This window comes from Bdellovibrionales bacterium (genome assembly GCA_019750295.1).
Taxonomy (GTDB): domain Bacteria; phylum Bdellovibrionota; class Bdellovibrionia; order Bdellovibrionales; family JAGQZY01; genus JAIEOS01.
Genome location: JAIEOS010000042.1, coordinates 1 through 20,066 on the forward strand (window position 1 = coordinate 1; position 20,066 = coordinate 20,066).

The 20,066-nt window shown below is 48.5% G+C and carries 18 protein-coding genes; 10 read left to right on the forward strand and 8 right to left on the reverse strand.

Annotation, left to right across the window (positions count from 1 at the left end):
- Positions 1-383: 383 nt before the first annotated feature.
- Genes K2Q26_08580 through K2Q26_08595 form a run of 4 tightly spaced genes read right to left on the reverse strand, consistent with a single transcriptional unit; the run spans position 384 to position 3,397 of the window.
- Positions 384-671, reverse strand: a complete 288-nt coding sequence (locus tag K2Q26_08580; protein MBY0315560.1) for a hypothetical protein — start codon at positions 669-671, stop codon at positions 384-386.
- A gap of 13 nt (positions 672-684) precedes the next feature.
- Entirely contained in the window at positions 685-1,407 is a 723-nt protein-coding gene (locus tag K2Q26_08585) for a hypothetical protein (GenBank protein MBY0315561.1), read from the reverse strand.
- A gap of 2 nt (positions 1,408-1,409) precedes the next feature.
- A complete protein-coding gene (nadC, locus tag K2Q26_08590) occupies positions 1,410-2,234 on the reverse strand; it encodes a carboxylating nicotinate-nucleotide diphosphorylase (protein MBY0315562.1) in 825 nt (274 codons plus the stop codon).
- A complete protein-coding gene (locus tag K2Q26_08595; protein ID MBY0315563.1) occupies positions 2,231-3,397 on the reverse strand; it encodes a response regulator in 1,167 nt (388 codons plus the stop codon). The genes nadC and K2Q26_08595 overlap by 4 nt, the downstream gene beginning before the upstream one ends.
- A 73-nt stretch (positions 3,398-3,470) precedes the next feature.
- On the opposite strand from K2Q26_08595, the gene lptG reads away from it, so the two are divergent.
- The 6 genes from lptG to hutU are packed head-to-tail and all read left to right on the forward strand — an operon-like array spanning position 3,471 to position 10,012.
- Positions 3,471-4,556, forward strand: coding sequence for an LPS export ABC transporter permease LptG (gene lptG / locus K2Q26_08600; protein MBY0315564.1), 1,086 nt, complete (start codon positions 3,471-3,473; stop codon positions 4,554-4,556).
- A gap of 50 nt (positions 4,557-4,606) precedes the next feature.
- Positions 4,607-5,221, forward strand: coding sequence for a peptide deformylase (def, locus tag K2Q26_08605; protein MBY0315565.1), 615 nt, complete (start codon positions 4,607-4,609; stop codon positions 5,219-5,221).
- Complete coding sequence (gene fmt, locus K2Q26_08610) at positions 5,211-6,143, forward strand: methionyl-tRNA formyltransferase (protein ID MBY0315566.1); 933 nt, start codon at positions 5,211-5,213, stop codon at positions 6,141-6,143. The genes def and fmt overlap by 11 nt, the downstream gene beginning before the upstream one ends.
- 1 nt (position 6,144) lies before the next feature.
- Positions 6,145-6,777 (forward strand): ribulose-phosphate 3-epimerase, encoded by a 633-nt coding sequence (gene rpe, locus K2Q26_08615; protein MBY0315567.1) that lies wholly within the window; start codon positions 6,145-6,147, stop codon positions 6,775-6,777.
- 38 nt (positions 6,778-6,815) lie between these two features.
- Positions 6,816-8,357, forward strand: a complete 1,542-nt coding sequence (hutH, locus tag K2Q26_08620; GenBank protein MBY0315568.1) for a histidine ammonia-lyase — start codon at positions 6,816-6,818, stop codon at positions 8,355-8,357.
- A complete protein-coding gene (gene hutU, locus K2Q26_08625) occupies positions 8,351-10,012 on the forward strand; it encodes a urocanate hydratase (protein MBY0315569.1) in 1,662 nt (553 codons plus the stop codon). The genes hutH and hutU overlap by 7 nt, the downstream gene beginning before the upstream one ends.
- Before the next feature lie 61 nt (positions 10,013-10,073).
- On the opposite strand, the gene K2Q26_08630 is transcribed toward hutU, so the two are convergent.
- Positions 10,074-10,442 carry a hypothetical protein gene (locus K2Q26_08630; GenBank protein ID MBY0315570.1) on the reverse strand — a complete coding sequence of 123 codons (369 nt, stop codon included), beginning with the start codon at positions 10,440-10,442 and terminating at the stop codon, positions 10,074-10,076.
- Positions 10,443-10,457: 15 nt separating this feature from the next.
- Positions 10,458-11,531 (reverse strand): UDP-3-O-(3-hydroxymyristoyl)glucosamine N-acyltransferase, encoded by a 1,074-nt coding sequence (gene lpxD, locus K2Q26_08635; protein MBY0315571.1) that lies wholly within the window; start codon positions 11,529-11,531, stop codon positions 10,458-10,460.
- 113 nt (positions 11,532-11,644) lie between these two features.
- On the opposite strand from lpxD, the gene K2Q26_08640 reads away from it, so the two are divergent.
- A complete protein-coding gene (locus K2Q26_08640; GenBank protein ID MBY0315572.1) occupies positions 11,645-14,059 on the forward strand; it encodes a helix-hairpin-helix domain-containing protein in 2,415 nt (804 codons plus the stop codon).
- A gap of 5 nt (positions 14,060-14,064) precedes the next feature.
- On the opposite strand, the gene K2Q26_08645 is transcribed toward K2Q26_08640, so the two are convergent.
- The gene (locus K2Q26_08645) at positions 14,065-14,847 is read right to left on the reverse strand and encodes an HAD-IIB family hydrolase (GenBank protein MBY0315573.1); all 783 of its coding nucleotides are present in this window, start codon (positions 14,845-14,847) and stop codon (positions 14,065-14,067) included.
- Positions 14,848-15,188: 341 nt separating this feature from the next.
- Between K2Q26_08645 and topA the strand changes: the two genes are divergently transcribed.
- Entirely contained in the window at positions 15,189-17,861 is a 2,673-nt protein-coding gene (gene topA / locus K2Q26_08650) for a type I DNA topoisomerase (GenBank protein MBY0315574.1), read from the forward strand.
- A gap of 106 nt (positions 17,862-17,967) precedes the next feature.
- On the opposite strand, the gene K2Q26_08655 is transcribed toward topA, so the two are convergent.
- A complete protein-coding gene (locus tag K2Q26_08655; GenBank protein ID MBY0315575.1) occupies positions 17,968-18,378 on the reverse strand; it encodes a hypothetical protein in 411 nt (136 codons plus the stop codon).
- A 276-nt stretch (positions 18,379-18,654) separates the two neighbouring features.
- Between K2Q26_08655 and K2Q26_08660 the strand changes: the two genes are divergently transcribed.
- Together K2Q26_08660 and K2Q26_08665 are read left to right on the forward strand one after the other, a co-directional pair.
- A complete protein-coding gene (locus K2Q26_08660; protein ID MBY0315576.1) occupies positions 18,655-19,056 on the forward strand; it encodes a hypothetical protein in 402 nt (133 codons plus the stop codon).
- Positions 19,057-19,091: 35 nt separating this feature from the next.
- Positions 19,092-19,979, forward strand: a complete 888-nt coding sequence (locus tag K2Q26_08665) for a hypothetical protein (GenBank protein MBY0315577.1) — start codon at positions 19,092-19,094, stop codon at positions 19,977-19,979.
- Positions 19,980-20,066: the final 87 nt, after the last annotated feature.

Consider the following 20,066-nt stretch of genomic DNA (forward strand, 5'->3'; position numbering starts at 1 on the left):
AGGAAAAAACTTGGCTTTCGCACTCCGATGGAAGCATTCTTCGAGGGAAAATTTGCACTTAATACTTGAACCTAGGTGGGATGAGTAATTTGCCGTTTTTTCCTCCGGAGCAGCAGTGATTATTTATTCTCGATCTGTCCGTCCGTGGAGGCCTTCCGCGCGGGGCATCCTTGCCCCTTGGGCTTCCTATTTGTGTGGGAATTTGTTTTTTTTTGATAAAAATGAAAATAGAAACAACGGTTTAATTCGGCTTGGCTGGACGCCAAGACGATAACGCTCTCATGGATGGATGAATTATCGCAAACTCTTCACTCGAGGTGCTGGAATGAGCCTGGGCAAACAGTTAACTTCCATGGAGGCTGCCCGTAAATAAGGAGGATCAGTTATTTTATTTTTTGAGAGGAGATCAGCTCGACTTCGGCTTTGCAGTCTGAGGTGGGATTTCCTCTAAACTTCAGTTGGATTTCTTCTTTACCGTTTCGGAGAGTCACATCGTATTCGTTCATTGTGCTTCCGATGCGCTCGATTTTGTACTTGGACCACTCTTTATTCTTGTTCACTTCTGCGGCAATGGCATCGCGGTACGCGCGATCGGTGACCATCGCGCCAGAACGGCAGGCCCAAGCTGGGGTTGTGGTTATTAGTGAAATAGCTATGAGAAATGTTTTCATCTTTTTCCTTTTCTTAGAGTTCGCTCCAACGAACGGTGGAGCCATCGGTACGGATGAGATTTCCGTGGCTATCGATCGAAGTGTATTTTTCGTTGGGATGGAGGTTGAGGGCTTCTAGAATTTGTTTTTTTTCAACTTCGAGTAAATTTTCTCGGCTGGGATCTTTGCCAATTTCGAGAAAGCTGTTGTGAAGAAGGTGACACAAGCGATTCCAATACTCGCGAGACACCATCGTGCTCTCCGAAAGATTCGCGGTGGTTATGCCCAGGCCCGTGGGCTTTGCAAAAACATTAAGACCGATTCCGATAAAATAGTTGGTCATCTGACCTGAGCTTTCGATTTCGATCAGCATCCCAAGCAGTTTGCCGGATCCCAGCCAAATGTCGTTCGGGGCTTTCAGGCTGAGGGAAAGATTTGGAAACACAGTTTGTAAGCTCTGATAAATTTTAAGTCCGATGCGTGAGGAGAGGATGGGTTGTGGTCCGGCGGAAGATGTAAAGCACCAGGTGCTCAGCAGCGTGGACCCGGGTTCGGAATTGAACCATTTTCGGTCATAGCGGCCGCGGCCCTGAGTTTGACTGTCAGTGAGAAAGATAGCAAAACGATCGCTCGCCGCAAAACTCTTTTTAGCCCAGGTGTTGGTGCTGTCGGTTTCGTCGAGGAAATAGCTCGGAATTTCATTTTTCTGAGCCCACTCGTGAGTCCATTGATTGCACGAAGAAAATTTTGACGCCATTTTTAGCTCCACAAAAAGAGAAGGCTCACGTCCGCGACCGGAGCGGAATGCGTTAGCGCTCCTACGCTGACAAAATCTAGGCCCTCTATTTGAGAGAGGGTGCGAACACGCTCGATGGTCATGTTTCCGCTGGCCTCAGTTTCTATAGATTCGGGGATCAGCTCTAGGCTCTGTCGGAGTAAGTCATCGTTCATATTGTCCAAAAGTAGACGCTGTGGATTCATCTCTACGGCTTGGCGAACTTCATCGAGAGTTGTCACTTCGATGGTGAGGTGAGCTTGGGTTCCTTTTCGCACTTGTTCTACAGCGGCTCTAATGCTGCCGGCCACGCGAATATGATTTTCTTTAATCATGGCGCTATCACTCAAATTCATTCGATGATTGACTCCGCCCCCGTCCAGAACGGCTTTTTTCTCCCACTCTCGATATAAAGGAAGAGTTTTTCGCGTGTCGAGAATTTTAAGTGGCGAGTTTCCACAAGCGCTGACGTAACGATAGGTGAGCGTTGCGACTCCGCTCAAATGGCCTAAAAAATTGAGAGCCACGCGCTCGGCTTTCAGGATCTCTAATAGATTTCCATGGATGGAAGCTATTTTTTGTTGATTGAGTACGGTATCGCCGTCTTTAAAGAACCAACGAATCTGACTTTGCGGAGACAGATGATGAATCGACTTCTCGAAAAATAGGGAGCCGGAGAGTTTAAGATCCGACTTGGCCACCAAAAAGGCGTAGCCTTTGATGTTTTTGGTTTCGAGGTGATCTGTCGTTAAATCAAGACCAGGAAGATCTTCTTTAAAAGCCTCCGCAATTAGGGCTTCGGGTGTCACCGGTCTAATTCCTTATTGAGGCGCACTTCCTCTTCGAGAAGTTTATTGAGTTCTTCTCGAATCACTCGCTCGATAATGTTGGAGAGAGCCGGCTTTATATGAGTTTTTAAAAACTCTTCGGTGTGTGCACGAACAATGGCTTCCACTTCGGACGTCGATACGGCGGGAGTCGGTTCGGCCGTGGTTCGCTCTGCGCGACGGAGACTTTCATCACGGCGGGATTCGTCGCGGTTTGATCCGTCACGACGAATTTCCTCGCGACGCTCCTCACGGGTGATCGCTGGTGGTGGTAAAGTGATCGATGATCCGCGAGGGGCTGCACTTTTTGCTGGAATCGAAGTGTATACTGTCGGAATTTCGTCGTCCTCGAGACTTGGAAGATCTGAGGGCGTTGTGCTCATATCAGCGACGGCAGTTTTGTCCTCCACCGGAGGGGCAGTGCGCTTTTTGGAAGCACTGAGATTGAGCGCTTCAAATTTTTCTAAGTTATCGGCTTCGCCGTCTTTATTGATTTTGAATTTAGAGAGATCTTTCGACTGCCAGCTTTCATCGGGCGCCGAAGGGGCAGGTGCGGCTGTCTTTTTGCGAGGATTATTCATTTCTGAGGCGCCAAAATTCAGATTGCTCAAGAGATTCTGCTGAGTGTTTTCACCCATCTCTTTGAGAGCCGAATGTTGTTCCAGCGGAGGTTCGGAGCGATTAAATGCTGAATTTTCCTCGTGCACGGGAGCTTCTTGAAGTTTCTTTTTGGCTTTCGGATATTGCAGGAAGGACGAGATGGGGTTTTTCTCTCTCGCCTGTGGAGCGAATTGCTTAATGAGATCCTTGAGGTAATCGCCATCAAAAGGTTTTTCGAGCTGCTCGTTGGCCCCTGATTTTTTAAACTGACCATGATCAAGCTCCATAAATGAGCTCCACATCAAAATCACGGGGATGTTCTTAAGTTCAGGATGTTGTTTAAGTTCCGTGCAAACATCGTAGCCATTCTTCTTTTGCAAAAGAACATCGGCGAAGATGATATCCGGCTTAAACGAAATACACACATCCACCACGTCGAGACCACTCTGAACGCTTTTGATTTCTGGCTTATATTCCTGCAGTGACAATTGAAAAACTTTTTTAATTGTGTCACTTTCATCAGCAAGTAAGACGCGCAATGACATATACCTTAAGTTAAGCGTTGTTTTTCAGGAGAGTCAAGACAAGCTTTATTTATACACTCGGGAAGAGTAGGATGTGAATGTGTTTGGAATCATCGATCGCTATATAGGCAAAACATTTCTCTACTACTTCTTGGTCACGCTCTTGGTATTTGTGACTCTCTTTCTTGTGGTCGATTTTATGGTGACCACCTCCAAGTATGGAGTGGGCCTGACGACCTATCTAAAATACTACACTTACTTTGGTTTCGAAATTACTTACCAGCTCTTTCCTGTGGCCTGTTTGATGAGCACCGTCTTCACTTTGGCCGGTTTAAATAAAAATAGCGAGCTGGTCGCGCTCTTTAGCTTAGGGTGGAGTTTGTTTCGAGTGTCGGCTCCGATTCTCTTTTTAGTAATCCTGATTTCCGGCGCCGGTTTTTTCGCTTCGAATCAGTTTATGACCAAAATTACCGATCGCAAGAACTACACGTATTACGTGGAAATGAGAGACAAGCCCTGGCTTTATACGACGTCCAAGCAAGAGCGCATTTGGTATCGCTCTGGACCTAACATCTTTTACATTAATCTTTTAAACGCCAAAGAGGCGAAAGCCTTTGATGTTACGGTTTACACGTTTTCTCCCGACTGGAGGCTTCAGCAGATTTTAACGGCCACCGAAGCGACCATTCAAAATGGGCAGTGGCGGCTTAAGAATGGATCTATTACGGTGTTTTTGGAGGATCAATCGCCTCCGATTAAAGATCTTTTTGAAGAGCGAGTTTTGGTTCTCGGTGAGGACATGATTGATATTAAAACGACATCCAAAGCTTCGGCCACAATGGGTGTTGGCGAATTGCATCGCTATATTCAAAGGAACAAAGAGGCCGGGTTAAATACGGTGCCTTTCGAAGTGGATTATTATGCGAAGTTTGGCTTCGCGTTCACAGCCCTTGTGATGGTGCTCTTGGGGATACCCTTTTCCGTGTCCAGCAACCGGGGCGGGGGAATGCTCGCCAACCTGCAAATATGTATTCTTTTAACGATGATTTATTGGGGTTTTTATAGCTCCGGTTTGACCATCGGTCGGCATGGGGCGCTTCCTCCAGTGATTGCGGCCTGGGGCCCCAATTTAATTATGGCTGTTTTTGGCGGCATTTTAATTCGTCGGCTTAAGAAATAGCGGGCGACGTCTATTGGCTTAGGGATCGTCCTCTGGTATAGTGTTCCCCTATGGCAAAGCTCGAAATTCTTAAATATCCAGATCCACGGTTGCGCCACAAAGCTAAACCTGTGGGTGAAGTCACTCCCGAACTCCGCCAGTTGGCCGAGGATATGTTGGAGACCATGTACGCCGAAAAAGGCATTGGTTTAGCGGCGATCCAGGTGGGAGTTGAAGTTCAACTTTTAGTGATTGATACGCGCCGATTGGAAGAAGACGGCCGCTATGATGTTTCGGACATGACCGAAGCGGAGCAGAAGATCGAGCAGCCCATCGTGATTTTTAATCCTCAGATTACAAAAAAAGACGGAAAGACCACTTTCGATGAAGGTTGTCTGAGTGTTCCGGGATATTACGAAACTGTTCAGCGTGCGAACACAATTCAAGTGGAAGGTTTGGACCGTCATGGTCAAAAAATGGTTCTCGAACTCGACGGGCTATTAGCCATCTGCATGCAGCACGAAATGGATCACCTCGACGGCAAGGTTTTTATCGACCGACTCAGTCCCATCAAGGCCATGCGATTGAAGTCTAAAATTAAAAAATTTGGTTACGACAAAGGCAAGTCCTCAGGCAAGATGGATGAACTCCTCGAAGAGAGCGAAGCCCTCAAAGATGAAGTTTAAAATCCTTTTTTGTGGAACTCCTGAATTTGCCATTCCTAGTCTGCAAGCCTTAGCTCAAGATCCCGATTTTGAAGTCGCTCACGTGATTTCTCAACCCGATCGGCCCGCGGGGCGGGGTTATAAACTTCAAGCCAGTCCCGTGAAAGCCGAAGCTTTAAAGCTCAACATTCCTGTGAGTACGCCTGAAAATATCAACGCGCCGGAAGTGGTGGCGGAGTTGGCCCAGATGAAGTTCGACGCCATCGTTGTGGTGGCCTATGGTCAAATTCTTAAAAAAGCATTTTTAGAACTGTGTCCCGATCGTTGCGTGAATCTCCATGGGAGTTTGCTTCCGCGCTGGAGGGGGGCCGCGCCGATACAACGTTCGTTAATGGCGGGTGATAAAGTCTCGGGAGTGAGTTTGCAGGTGATCGTGCGAAAGCTCGATGCTGGCCCGGTCATTGGTGAGCGCTCCTTAGCGTTGCCCTCGAGTATTAATGCCTTTGATCTCCATCATCAGTTGTCTAAAGACGGAGCTCTTTTATTTGTTCACGATTTTAAAGAGTTTCTCCATGGAAAAGTTTCGCCGAAGCCTCAAGATGAGTCCAAAGTGACTTATGCCGAGAAGATTTCTAAAGAGGAAACTCAAATCCATTGGTCCAAATCGGCCGAAGAGATTCATAATCATGTGCGTGGGCTAGCCATGGGGCCCCAGGCCTGGTCGACGTGTGCCGGGACTTCGTACAAAATTCATCGCAGTCGCGTTCAAGAGGGTCGAGGCGAATCAGGAGTGCTTCTCGACGTGAGTAAGACTCGATTGCTTGTCGCTTGTGGAGAACAGGCTTTGGAAATTTTAGAAATTCAGCCGGAATCTAAAAAGCGTTTACCCATCGAAGAGTTTTTAAAAGGCACTAGCCTCAAACCAGGAGATCGTTTTGTCTAAAATTGTTTCCCCGAGTATTTTATCCGCCGACTTTGGCAATCTCGAAAGCGAAATCAAAGCGGTGATGGCGGCCGGGGCGCAGTGGACTCACGTTGACGTGATGGATGGACACTTTGTTCCCAATTTGACGATCGGTGCGCCTGTGGTGGCGTCTCTCAAAAAGATTCCGAATATCTTTCTCGATTGTCATTTGATGATCGAAGAGCCCGAAAAGTACGTCGATGATTTCATCAAAGCTGGAGCGAATTTGATCACGCTCCATATCGAGTCCCAGGGGGATATTCCCCAGCTTCTTCGAAAGATTCAAAGCCAGGGCGTCAAGGCGGGAATTACGCTTCGGCCTCGCACCTCCCTTGATGAAATTCGGGATTTTATCCCTTGGGTTGATTTAATTTTGGTCATGACGGTGGAGCCGGGCTTTAGCGGTCAGTCTTTTATGCAGGAGCAGGTGGCCAAGATCACGGAACTGCGCCAAGTCATAGACACTAATAGCTATAAAGCTTTGATTCAGGTGGACGGCGGAGTTAATAAGGACAGCATAAAATATCTGCGTGAGGCGGACGTGTATGTTGCCGGCAACTTTATCTTTAAGGGCAATTACAAGGAAGCCATCGCGCTGCTCAAAGGGAGCTGATCCCAAGTTCAGCCCCTGAGACATTTGCAGGGGTGGTCATGGCTACAGGTTTCGTCATTGATGGTAACTCGGTTACTGTGGAATTTCTAAAAAAAGCAGCAAGCACGTCGGAAAAAATCTCGATGGCCCCCGCGGCCCGCGAGCTGATGCTCGCCTCACGAAAATACATCATGGATCGCGTGGATAAGGGCGAGATCATTTACGGGGTGAATACGGGCTTCGGTGCCTTTAGTAGTGTTTCGATCTCTCGAGAGCAAATTGTCGAACTTCAAAAAAATCTCATCCGTTCTCATTCCATGGGAGTGGGGCAGCCGTTCACCAAGGAAGAGTCGCGCGCCATTATGATTTTGCGGGCGAACGCTCTGGTGCGAGGCCATAGTGGAATTCGCCCCGAGGTGGTCGATAAAATTTTAGAATTTTTAAACAATGATGTGATCCCCGTGATCCCTCAGCAGGGAAGCGTCGGGGCCAGCGGAGATCTTGCGCCTCTCTCCCATCTCGCGCTAGCGATCATCGGCGAAGGTGAAGTGTGGGGTGACGATGGAAAACCCACCGACGTCGGGCCCGTTCTAAAAAAGAAAAACATCCAACCCTTGGAGCTGCAGGCGAAAGAGGGCCTTTCCATGATCAACGGTTGCCAAGTCATGACCGCCGCAGGTCTCCTCAGTCTGCATCGGGCTCGCAACCTGAGTGCTCTGGCCGATCTCGCAGGGGCGATGACTTTGGAGGCCATGCAGGGGAGTCGCAAAGCCTTCGATCCTTTAATTGCGGCCACTCGTCCACATCCGGGGGAGGCCAAAACCGCTCGCAATATTTTAAAACTCATGGGGAGCACTTCCGAAATCGCGGAGGCTCATGCCAACTGCACGCGAGTGCAAGATGCCTATTCGCTTCGATGTATTCCTGCGGTTCACGGAGCTGTAAAGGATGCTCTAAGAAATTGTCTCGCCACTTTAGAGATCGAAGCCAACTCGAGCACCGACAATCCGCTAGTGTTCTCCAACGAGGGAAAAATTCTTTCCTGCGGAAATTTTCACGGGGAGCCGGTGGCGTTTGCCATGGATTTTGCGGCTATCGCTTTTAGTGCGATGGGAAGTATCTCGGAGTGCCGTATTGAAAAGCTCATCAATCCTGCCATGAGCGGATTGCCTGCATTTTTAGCTCCAGAGGGTGGGCTCAATAGTGGTCATATGATTGTGCAAGTGGCCGCGGCGTCCTTGGTGAGCGAAAACAAAATTCTCGCGCACCCCGCATCGGTGGACAGTATTCCGACCTCTGCAGATAAAGAAGATCACGTCAGTATGGGAACCATTGCGGCTCGTAAATTTGGTCAAGTGGTCGACAACGTGGAAAACATTATTGCCATGGAATTTTTGTCGGCGTGCCAGGCTCTCGATTTGTTAAAGCCCCTTAAGCCGTCGTCGGCGGTCGCCGCGGTTTATGATTTGATTCGAAAAAAAGTGCCTTTTGCGAAAACCGATCGCGTTTTTGCAAAGGATGTTCAAATGATTCGCGAAATGATTCGCAAAGATGAAATTTTAAATTGTGTCCATTCCACTGTAGGAGAACTTCAATGGTAACATCAAAGACTCAAGGAGCCCGAACCGTCCGCGCCCCTCAAGGAAATAAATTGGTCTGCAAAGGCTGGCTGCAAGAGGCCGCGTACCGCATGATTCAAAATAACCTCGATCCCATCGTCGCAGAGAAACCTGACGAACTGATTGTTTATGGTGGCATCGGTAAAGCCGCACGCAATTGGGAGTGCTTCGATAAAATTTTAGAATCGTTAAAAACTCTCGAAGATGACGAAACGCTTTTGGTGCAGTCCGGGAAACCTGTAGGAATTGTTCGCACCACCAAAGATGCGCCTCGTGTTTTGATTGCGAATTCCAATCTGGTCCCTAAGTGGGCGACTTGGGATCACTTCAACGAGCTCGATAAAAAGGGCTTGATGATGTTCGGTCAAATGACGGCCGGGTCGTGGATCTACATTGGCACTCAAGGAATTATCCAGGGCACTTACGAAACATTTGTAGAAGTCGGTCGTCAAAATTTCGGTGGAAGTCTCAAAGGCAAAGTCATCGTGACCGGAGGCTTGGGTGGAATGGGCGGAGCTCAGCCCCTGGCCGGCGTGTTTGCTGGAGCTTGTGTGCTGGCTGTCGAAGTCGACCCCGAGCGCGTGCAAAAAAGATTAGATACAAAATATGTCGACGAAGTGTCTTACTCTCTGGATGAGGCCTGGAAAAAAATAAAAGATTACGCCGCCGCTGGAGAGGCAAAGTCCATTGCTCTGGTGGGTAACATGGCCAGTGTCATTCACGAAATGTTGAAGAAGGGCTACCTCCCCGAAATCCTTACCGATCAAACATCAGCCCACGATCCATTGGTCGGTTACGTTCCCGATGATATCTCACTCGAAGAAGCCAATGCGCTGAGAACCTCTGACCCTAAACTCTACGTCGAGAAATCGATGAAGAGTATGCGCAAACATGTCGAGGGCATGGTGGCAATGATGGATAAGGGTGTCATCACTTTCGATTACGGGAATAACATTCGCGCGCGGGCCGAAGAAGTCGGTTTCAAACGTGCGTTTGATTTCCCTGGATTTGTACCGGCGTACATTCGCCCCCTCTTCTGCAAAGGCAGTGGACCTTTCCGATTTGTGGCTCTCTCCGGAGATCCTCAGGATATCGACGTGGCGGACAATGCATTACGAGAATTATTTCCGGATAAACCCCATCTTCATCGCTGGCTAAAAATGGCGAAAGAGAGAATCTCTTATCAAGGTCTCCCGGCACGAATCTGTTGGTTGGAGTATGGCGAGCGGGCAAAGGCCGGCGTCCGATTTAACGAACTCGTCGCTCAAGGAAAAATTAAAGCTCCTCTCGTGATTGGTCGCGATCATTTAGATTGCGGATCTGTAGCCTCTCCGAATCGCGAGACCGAAGCGATGAAGGATGGATCTGATGCGGTGTCGGATTGGCCGTTACTGAACGCTCTAGTGAACACCGCCTGCGGTGCCACTTGGGTGAGTCTACATCACGGCGGTGGAGTGGGAATGGGCTACAGTCAACATGCCGGTCAAGTGGTTGTGGCCGATGGAACTCCCGAAGCCGCGAAACGTTTAGAGCGCGTCCTCACAGCAGATCCAGCCATGGGCGTCTTCCGCCACGTCGATGCCGGCTACGACGACGCCAAAGAGATCGCCCGCGAACGCGGAGTCAAAATCCCTTAATTAGTAAGGCGATGCTTTTCAACGATTATTGGAGTCGTTGAAAAGCATAGGCGTACCTTTTCTAGAAAGGTTTATAGGTGACGACGGTGATGGCGGTGGCGATCGTTGCCACTAGGAAAACGAGGCTCGCCCACGGTGGAAGAACTCTCTTATAGACAAGAGTTGGGAATATGCCGAGGACGATCCAGCACGCGATCTTGATATACAACCACGGCGCGTTCGAAAACGAGTAGCCCGATTTTCCCATCAGCGCAAAACCGGAAATGAAAGCGATGAGTACGGCGATGCCGTGAAGAGCGGCAATGCCTTTGCGGGCTTTAAAGTTTTCTTTGCTTCCGCCTTGAAGCAGGTGAGAAATCACGGCGCCGAGAGTGATCAATGCGGTCATTAGACTCACTACGTGAAGGACTGTATAAAACGGAATACTCATAGGGTTCTCCTCAATTTATTCTTTGGGTTTAAGAAGGCTTCTCACCTGTTGGCGAATTTCATGAAGCTTTGCGATGGCCGCTTTGGTTTTTAAATACTCTTGTAAAGGCTGGAGCGGGAAGCCCGCGTAGGCGCCCGGTTGTTCGATATCTTTCGTCACACCCGACATTCCGCCCACTTGAACATTGTCGGTGATCTCGATGTGACCTGTGACCGAAGTTTTTCCACCGGTGATAAAATTGTTTCCAATTTTGGAAGAGCCGGCCATTCCAAACTGGGCAGTGATCAAACCATTTCGTCCAATCACGGAGTTATGGGCGAGGTGGCACTGGTTATCGATTTTAGTTCCTTGACCGATGACAGAATCTTCCAGTGAACCGCGATCGATGGCGCTGTTCGCGCCGACGTGCACGTCATCTTGGAGAATCACCCGACCGGTGTGAGGGATTCGATAATGATTTCCCTTATGATCGTGGGCATATCCGTAACCTTCAGAGCCAATCGTCGCTTGTGGCATCACTTCGCACCGATTTCCGATGATGCAGGAGTGGCCGATATAAGCGAGAGGATGAATGGTTGTGTTCTCACCAATTTCCACATCGGCTTCAATGATCGCATTGGCGCCGATGAACGAGTTTTCACCAATCTTACAGCGAGGACCGACGAACGCATGGGGGCCGACCGTGCAGGATTTGGCCACCGTGGCCGAAGGATCAATGATCGCCGTCAAATGGATTCCCGCAAGGGCCGCACGGTAGGGAGTGGCCTGAACAAACCGAGATTTAACCATCGCCATTAGAAGTTCGGGATTAGGGCTCAGAATCCAAGTCTGTTGAGAATTCTCTGTGATCAGTGCCTTGAATTTCGCAGGAGCTAAAACAATTTTTGCCGGTGATTTTAAAACTTTTTCAACAAATTTGTCTTGTAGCACATACACCAAGGAGTCGGCTTGAATGTTTTCTACAGCGGAAAAGCGTAAAAAGCCGTTCTCTTTGGATCCGACAGTCTCGCTACATAGTTCTGGAAATGTGGTTAAAATTTGTTCACAACGAGTCAGGGGGAGTGCTTTCATGGGGACCAGTTTAAGCATAGATTCTCTCTCAAGCCTACAGGGGTTATTGCTGCATTGCTTAATCGCTTCTTGATGAAACTCGACTTAAAACGTGTAATTGTTGTTCGCTCGTAAAATCGCATGAGGTTGTAATGCAGAAAACGTTAGAAGCTTTTTTAAAAGATGTCCTTCCCGCAGTCTCCTGGAAATCGGCGAAAGCGGTTCTCGAACTCACCGAGGAAGGGGGAACCGTCCCATTTATCGCGCGTTATCGCAAAGAAAAGACGGGAAACCTGGACGAGGTGGAAATTCGCGCCGTCATCGATTTTAACAATGAGTATAAAGAAATCATGGCTCGCAAAGAGTTCGTGCTCAAAGAGATCGAAGAGCAAAAAAACCTCACCGACGAACTCAAAGCCCGCATTCAAAATTCATGGACGCTCGCGGAAATCGAAGAGCTCTATCGTCCTTACAAAAAGAAAAAGAAAACCAAAGCCACCCTGGCTCGCGAAGCGGGGATCGAGCCTTTGGCCGATTGGATCTGGGACCTGGGGCATGGCGCCGACAACTGCGGGGTCACTCTCGAGGTGAAAGCCAAAGATTACATCAATGTCGCCGCCACATTTGCGACCTACGAGGAAGTTCTTCGTGGGGCGATGAACATCATCGTCGAGAGAATCTCTAACAATCCAGACTTACGAATTATGGTGCGCGATGAGTTTCATAACAACGGGAAAATCATCTCCAAGCCCGGTAAAAAAATTAAAGCTCATTCTAAATTCGAAATGTATTTCGACTACAATGAGCCGGTGAAATCCATTCGCCAAAAGAAAAATTCCCACCGCTATTTGGCTCTCCGCCGCGGTTGGAATGAGGAAGAGTTGGCAATCACTCTGGTGGCTGATGAGGACATGCTCCTTAAAAAGTTCCAGGACTTTGCGCTCTCCAATAAAACTTCGATCGCCAAAAACTTTTTAGAGATGTCGGCGAAAACGGCATTATCGGTTCATGTGGTTCCTTCCATCACCAATGAGCTTCATCGCGAGCTCAAAGACGAAGCCGATATTCATGCCATTGAAGTCTTCGCCAATAATGTGAAGAAGGTCCTTTTGGGAAGCCCCTATGGGTCCCGATGCGTCCTCGGCGTGGATCCGGGTGTAAGAACCGGTTGCAAGTTGGCTTTAGTGGATAAAAAAGGAAACTTTATCTCCAATACCGTTCTCCACATTCAAGGTGATGCGGCGATCGACAAGGCCAAAAAGCTTTTTGAAGAAGTCCTTAAGCAAATTCAAATTGAAGCTATCGCCGTCGGTAACGGAACGGGCGGGCGCGAGGCCGAAGTCTTTTTAAGAAAAGTGTTAAAAGAGCTCGGTAAAGAAATTCCTGTGATCCTTTTAAGCGAAGCCGGTGCGAGCGTTTACTCGGCCTCCGATGTGGCCCGAGAAGAATTCCCGGAGCTCGACATCACTGTTCGTGGAGCGATCTCTATCGCGCGACGTTTACAAGATCCTTTGGCGGAGCTCGTAAAGATCGAGCCGAAAAGTATCGGCGTTGGTCAATACCAACACGATGTGAGTCAAAACACGCTCAAGAAAAAACTCGACGATGTGGTTGAAAGTTGCGTGAACAACGTTGGTGTAGACGTGAACACGGCCTCCGAAAAATTACTTCAGTACGTGGCTGGAATCGGTCCAGCGGTGGCGAAAAACATTATCGCCTTCCGTCGCGACAAAGGCTTATTTAAACGCCGCGAGGATCTGACAAAAGTTCCGCACTTTTCGACGAAAATGTTTGAGCAAGCGGCCGGTTTCTTGCGAATTCGCGGCGGAGAAGTGGCTCTCGATTCCACGGGCGTTCACCCCGAGAGATATTCTGCGGTGAAAGATATGGCCGCAGAGCTTAAAGTGTCTTTGAGCGAAATCATGGGATCCGGAGCGGACAAGATTCTTTCGGTCAAAGAAAAATGGACGAAGCTCCTCGGTGAGTACACGTTCAATGATATTTATAACGAACTTAAAAAACCAGGACGCGATCCTCGGGCCGAATTCCAAGTCTTTCAATTTCGCGATGACATTTTTGAACTGAGCGACGTGAAAGAGGGCATGCTTTGTAACGGAATCGTCACCAACGTGACGAATTTTGGGGCCTTCGTCGATATCGGAGTTCACCAAGATGGTCTCGTGCATATTTCGGAACTATCTGAAACCTTCGTCGACGATCCTCAAAAAGTAGTGAGCCCCGGCGATCAAGTGAAGGTCAAAGTAAAGAGTGTGGATGCAGACAAGAAGCAAATCGCTCTCACGATGAAGTTGAGTGAGGCGCCTACGGCCAAATCTCCACGAGATCACGCGTCTCAGCAGCCTCGCAAAGACTCCGACCATCGTCCTCGCCAAGGCGGAGGAAACGATAAGCGCGCGTCTGGCGGTAAAGGTGGCGGTCGCGACAACAGAGACCATCGTGACAATCGTCCTCAGGGCGGTCGTGGTGGAGGAGATCACCGTCCTCAGCGAAAACCCGCGGAGCCGTTTAACAATCCATTTGCCGCTTTGATGGGAATTAAGAAGTAGCGAATTTAAATCTTTTTCGAAAGAATATGTGTGGCGAGTTGGACAAATCCCTCGCCACTTTCTTTTTCGCAAACATATTGTGGCGGTGTTTTTAAATCTTTCAGGAAATTCTTAATATTCGCCACGCCCACGGAGTTTTTAAAAAAGCCGAACATGGGTTCGTCGTTAGGGGAGTCCCCCACAAAGGCCAAGGTGTCCTGATCGCGATCAATGTCGATATTGAGTTCGTTTTTACAGTAAGTGCGACACATGGAAAGCTTATCGTGATCTCCAAACCACCCATTCACATGAATGGAACTCACTTTGGCCTGCGCTCCATGCTTTTTAAAAACGTCGACAATCTTTTGAATGTTTTGGGCGGAGAGAGGCGCCACGTCTTCGCAAAAGTCGATGGCAAGATCAAACAGGCGGGAAAACTGATCGGCCGAAACGGCAGCACCAGGAACGGACGCTAAAACTTCATCTCGTATCATTCCAAGCTTTTGCTGAAATCCTAAACGTTTCGGTTCATCGTAAGCCCAAACACGCTTCATTTTTTTATTCTGATACGTAAAGTAGAACGCGCCATTCTCGCCAATCACTCCCGCCACCGGCCAAAATCGCGCAATCATGTCACACCAACCCGCCGGGCGCCCGGTGATCGGCACCACCCAAACCCCCGCATTCGAAAGCTCCCAAATCTTGCCATAAGATTCCGCAGGCAACTTCCCCTCAGTGGTCAAAGTATCATCAATATCACAAAACAAAACCCGCACACTCTTCGAATCCATCTCAAATACACTCTTCATCCCCCAACCATACTCCACAACCGCCCCGAACAAAAATAAAAAACAAAAACAGGCCACCTCCTCAACGTCCTCATCGCCAAAGCGCGATTGTAAATTTTTTTAGTCCGAATTCATGTTGTCGATCTTTCGACCATCCCGTGCGAGCAGGGCGTATCCGGGTTGCGGCCACGGCGAGTAATCTCGACGTGACGCAATCCGAAGACGACCTGCACCCGTCGAGGGCAGGGAGAAAGATCGACAACATGAATTCGGACTAAAAAAATTTCCCAAGTCCAGCTATTGCCGCCATGTGCCTGATTAAGTGATTGCCACCTTCAACTTTCGGTCGCATTGTTTTATCAATGCCAGTCGCAAAAAAATTAGTCATAGTAGAGTCTCCCACCAAAGCCAAAACCATCAGAAAATTTTTAGGGAACGATTACATCGTCGAATCCTGCATGGGTCATGTTCGTGATCTGCCGCAGTCTTCAAAAGACATTCCCGAAAAATTTAAGAAGCAACCGTGGGCCCATCTCGGCGTCAACGTCGATAAAAACTTCGAACCGATCTACTGTATTCCTAAAGATAAAAATAAGATCGTTAAGAATCTTAAAGATAAACTTCAAGAAGTGGACGAAGTCATTCTCGCCACCGATGAAGATCGCGAAGGGGAGAGCATTAGCTGGCACTTGTTAGAGCTTTTACGCCCCCAAGTTCCCGTGAAGCGCATGGTTTTCCATGAGATCACCAAAAAGGCGATCCAAGAGGCGTTAACGCATTTCCGTGATATTGACGACAACCTCGTTCGCGCTCAAGAGGCTCGTCGCATTCTTGACCGTTTGGTGGGCTACACGATTTCTCCGTTGTTGTGGAAAAAAGTCGCTTACGGTTTGTCGGCCGGTCGAGTTCAGTCCGTGGCGATGCGAATGATTGTCGAGCGCGAACAAGCGCGGATGAAATTCAAAAAAGCTAATTATTACGGGGTTTACGCTCAGAATGCTAAAGCGGGAGTAGCTTTTGAAAGTCGATTGACAACTCACAAAAACAAACGGGTTGTCACGGGTAAAGATTTCGATCCCAATACGGGACAATTGCTTAAAGATAAGTCATCAGATTTAATCCATGTCGACGAAAAATTAGCTCTCAAAATCGTGGATGAGGCTCGCGAGGCCAAGTGGGTCGTGAGCTCGGTTGAGGAAAAGCCGGTGATTCGTCGTCCAGCTCCTCCCTTTATTACATCGACGCTCCAGCAGGAAGCCGGTCGCAAGCTAGGACTGGGCGCCCGCGAAGCCATGCGAGTGGCCCAAAAGCTCTACGAAGAAGGGTTCATCACTTACATGAGAACCGATTCCACCTTTCTTTCGGAACAAGCGCTTCAAGCCAGTCGCGATGCGATCGAAGCTCAGTACGGGAAAAATTATCTTCCACCTCAAGGTCGCAAGTACGAAGGCAAAAAAGTGAAAGGCGCTCAAGAGGCCCACGAAGCCATTCGACCTGCGGGGACCGAGATGGTCGCACCCAATGATACAAAATTAAAAGGCGCCCAGAAGGATCTTTACGAATTGATCTGGAAGCGCACGATCGCTAGCCAAATGAAGGATGCCGAACTTTTACAAGTGAGCATTAAGTTTGATGTGGGCGATAATGTGTTCTCCGCCTCGGGCCAAACCGTTCAGTTCCCAGGATTTTTAAAAGTTTATAGCGAAGAGCCCACAGAAGAAGAAGTTTCGGCGAAAGAAGACAACAAGGACGACGCAAAACTTCCCGCCATGAAAAAGGGCGATACGGTCGACCTTAAAAAGATCGACCCCAAAGAGCACGAAACAAAACCACCGGCACGATTTACGGAAGCGTCCTTGGTGCAAACCATGGAAAAAGAAGGAATCGGTCGTCCTTCCACCTATGCGGCGGTCATTAGTACGATTCAAGATCGCGGGTACGTGAACAAGCAGGGCGGAGCCTTAGTTCCCACGTTTACGGCGATGGTCGTCTCCCATCTTCTCGCGACTCATCTTCCTAAATACGTCGATGTGGGTTTCACTTCGGAAATGGAAAAATCTCTCGATGATATCGCTGTTGGCGAATTAGATTCAGAGTCTTACCTCAAATCGATTTATTTTGGAAAAACAGGTCTCCTCGAACAAGTGAAGGCCGAAGAAAAAAATATCGATCCCGAAACCTCTCGCGAAATTCAATTAGAGAATCTTGTGGGACTGCGTTTTCGCGTCGGGAAATACGGCGCGTATGTTTGCCGGATGAAAGAAGGCGTCGAGCAGTGCGCATCGATCATTGATTCTTTGGCTCCGGCTGACATCACTGCCGACGATGCGAACAAACTGATTGATCAAAAAATCAGTGGAGCTGATGCTCTCGGAAAACATCCTGACACAGGTCTGCCGATCTACGTCTTAAATGGTCGTTATGGGCCTTACGTTCAAATGGGGGATGATGAGCCGAAGCGAACTTCGATTCCCGCTGGAATGACGATTGATGATATCGACATGCCCAAAGCGATATTTTTGTTATCTCTTCCCAAAGATCTCGGAAATCATCCTGAAACCGGTAAACCCGTAAAAATGGGCATAGGCCGATTTGGTCCTTACGTGGTTCACGACGGTGATTTCCGTTCGATTCCCAAAGGTCAGCCTCTTTTTGATGTGGATTTTAAATTTGCTATGGAGTTGATGTCCCAGCCGAAAAAAGGCCGTGGAGCGGCTTCGGCCCTTAAAGAGTTAGGGGCGCACCCCGAAACCACTGATAAAATTCAGGTGTTCAACGGTAAATACGGTCCTTACATCAAGTGCGGAAAATACAACGTATCTATTCCAGAGGATATCGGAGTTGAGAAGATCACTCTTGATAAAGCGATCGAGCTGCTCTCTTCAAAAATCAAAGCTAAGCCCGCGGGAAAAGCAAAAAAGGCTCCCGCGAAAGCTAAAACAGTAGCCGCAAAAGCACCAGCGGCTCCTGCAGCAAAGACTGCGGCAGTTAAAAAGGTCAAACGAAGAACGGCGAGTCCGGAAGATCGCGCGTGATGGATTGATATTCGGACTGGGTTAACGAAATCTAGGTCCATGGAGTAGAATTGAGGTTCGCCCGGCGTCGGGCGAACTCTCAGAGAAAGTCAAAATAGCGCTGAGATTAGCGTTCGCAGGTCAACTCAACGTCATTCGCTTTAAACAAGCCCGAATCTGTACTCACCGTGAGTACAACCGTAAATTTCCCATCATTCTCTGGATTTTGCTCTGGAATACGTACAGTGGCCGTGGACTCTTCGTCACTGGCGACCCATGCATTGTTGATGAAGGGTTCATTTTCTGTTCCTACGTTAATCATAGTCTCTTCGACTGCGGTCGAGGTGAAAACAACGGAACCGTTTTCGCTCACTTCGAGCAAGGAGGGAACTGTTTGTCCGGTGACATCATACCCTAAAAGTAACTCGATCGTTTTTCCGTTCTGCATTCCCTTGCAGGCTGTATCTCCCGGCGTTGCGAAAGCAGCAGTGCTTGTTAAGAAAAGCCCCAATCCGATAGCTAAAACATTTTGATTCATAGTGATCTCCTCTTGTGGCCCCAGGACTATCCGGAATGACTCAAATTTTCTTCTAGGAATTCGTGGGGCTACATTTATTTGTAAATTTTTAATGCAAAAGGCGGGTCGACTTTGCACCCTCGGGTGAAAATTTCCGAGAGTTTCGAAAAAAAATCTCGAGATTTTGAGGAATACGCCTGGCATTCTTACAATTTCTAACTCCTTTCCCAAAAAGTTTCGTTAAGACTGGCGATTATGGTAGCTCAGCATCAGGATTTTAAACCAGGGGAGAATAGTATGTCTAAAGCTCTGTTTGTGGCTCTTTTACTAACACTGTCGAACACCGTTTTTGCGATGGAATGCACCGATTCCAGCGGTGAGGATATTTTAAACCAACCCGAAGTCTTTCAAGAGTTGATTTCGAACGCGGGCTCTTGCTACGAGGCGGCCGGAATGGCTCGTGCTTGCGCTTGGGGGTCCTCGCTGGATGTATCAACGGCAGGACTGGCCGCGGACGTTTGTAGAAACGAACTCGCAACCTTAAGTCCCGAAAAGCAAACGACGGCTCTATTGGAGTCGATGACCGAAGCTTGTTTCGACAAATACGCTGAGGCCCAAGGCACTTTGGCAAAGTCGATGAGCGCCTTTTGTCGACTAGATGCTCTATCTTGGATTGTGGATCTAGCAACGCCTTACTAGGATTGAACTGAGGGGCCGGGGACACATCTCAATTCTTGGGAAAATCCTCGGGCCCACTTGAAGCCCTGCGTAAAATAGCTTATAAATACCCGATGTCTCAGCAGCAAAGACTACCACTTCCGCAAAACGTTCACCCCGATCGCAATGCCGATAAGGGCGGGAAGAGTTTTTATTTTTTCGATCTCGACGAAAATATTTTTCACGTCAATTCGGCTCACTACGTTTTCCATAAAGAATCGAAGGTGATGCTTGAGGTGCCAGGGCGGATCTTTTGGCAAGATTTCGATAACATCGGCAAATCTGGATTTTTGAAGGACTACGAAGTGATTGCGGATGATGAGAATGGAAGTTTTCAACGCTTTAGGGATAACCCTTTCAGTGACACTTCCAGCCAGCCCTTTCTCGAAGACGTGTTGAAAGCTCTAGAGATCGGGGATTGGGCGGGTCCCTCGTGGGATTATTTCTACCATGCGGTTCTCAACCAAAGACCGATCTCTGTGATCACGGCCCGTGGGCACCATCCCGAAACCATTCGGGCAGGGCTAAAGCTATTTGTGGATCGTGGCCATTTACCCCACGAGCCCAACTACCTTTCGATTTTGCCGGTATCTCATCCCGAAACGCAGAAGAATCTCGCGGGTGGGTCCATTCCAGAGCTTAAAAGGAAGGCCATACGCCATGCCGTCGAGCTCGCCTTTAAGACTTACGGCGAAAACCCTTACCATCGCTTTGGAATGTCGGATGACGATCCTAAAAACGTCCAGAAGATCATCGAGGAATTTACCTATTTAAAACGGGACTACCCGGACAATGCCTTTTTTATCATCGAAACGACCCAAGGCCAGGTCAATAAGTGGGAAGTTTTTAGTCATCACGCCGAAAAAACATCTGTTCCGAACTATGAACAGCTCAGTCTGTTATAGGGCGCCATCCATCCCGAAAAGTGATTCACGTCCTGCCATTTAGTGGTACTATGATTTAGGGCGAAGAATCCGCAGATACACCAACTG